The sequence below is a fragment of the Tropicimonas sp. IMCC6043 genome (assembly GCF_004146235.1).
Classification (GTDB): domain Bacteria; phylum Pseudomonadota; class Alphaproteobacteria; order Rhodobacterales; family Rhodobacteraceae; genus Tropicimonas.
Window position 1 is genome coordinate 1 of record NZ_SELO01000277.1, and the last position, 249, is coordinate 249.

At 57.4% G+C, this 249-nt stretch carries 1 pseudogene; it reads right to left on the reverse strand.

The window, feature by feature from the left end:
* Window positions 1-127, reverse strand: a pseudogene (locus EU800_RS26655) (IS3 family transposase); the annotation flags it as partial.
* Window positions 128-249: the final 122 nt, after the last annotated feature.

Genomic DNA, 249 nt, shown 5'->3' on the forward strand with positions numbered 1-249 from the left:
CAGATCCGACGCTCCGATACCTTCATCTCGCTGCGGATCAGGTCGATACAGGCTCGACGACGAGCGGGGCTCAGAAGTTTCCCCGTGCCGCCTCCTTCAGAATGAGCTTGTCCAATGTGAGGTCTGATGGTGTGGACGGCTCCACCCGAACGGCATCGCGATGTGCCAAGCTGGTGCTGTTTGGAACCAGCTACGGAAGGAACCGACCACATGGAAATTACAACACTCGGGATCGACTTGGCCAAGTCT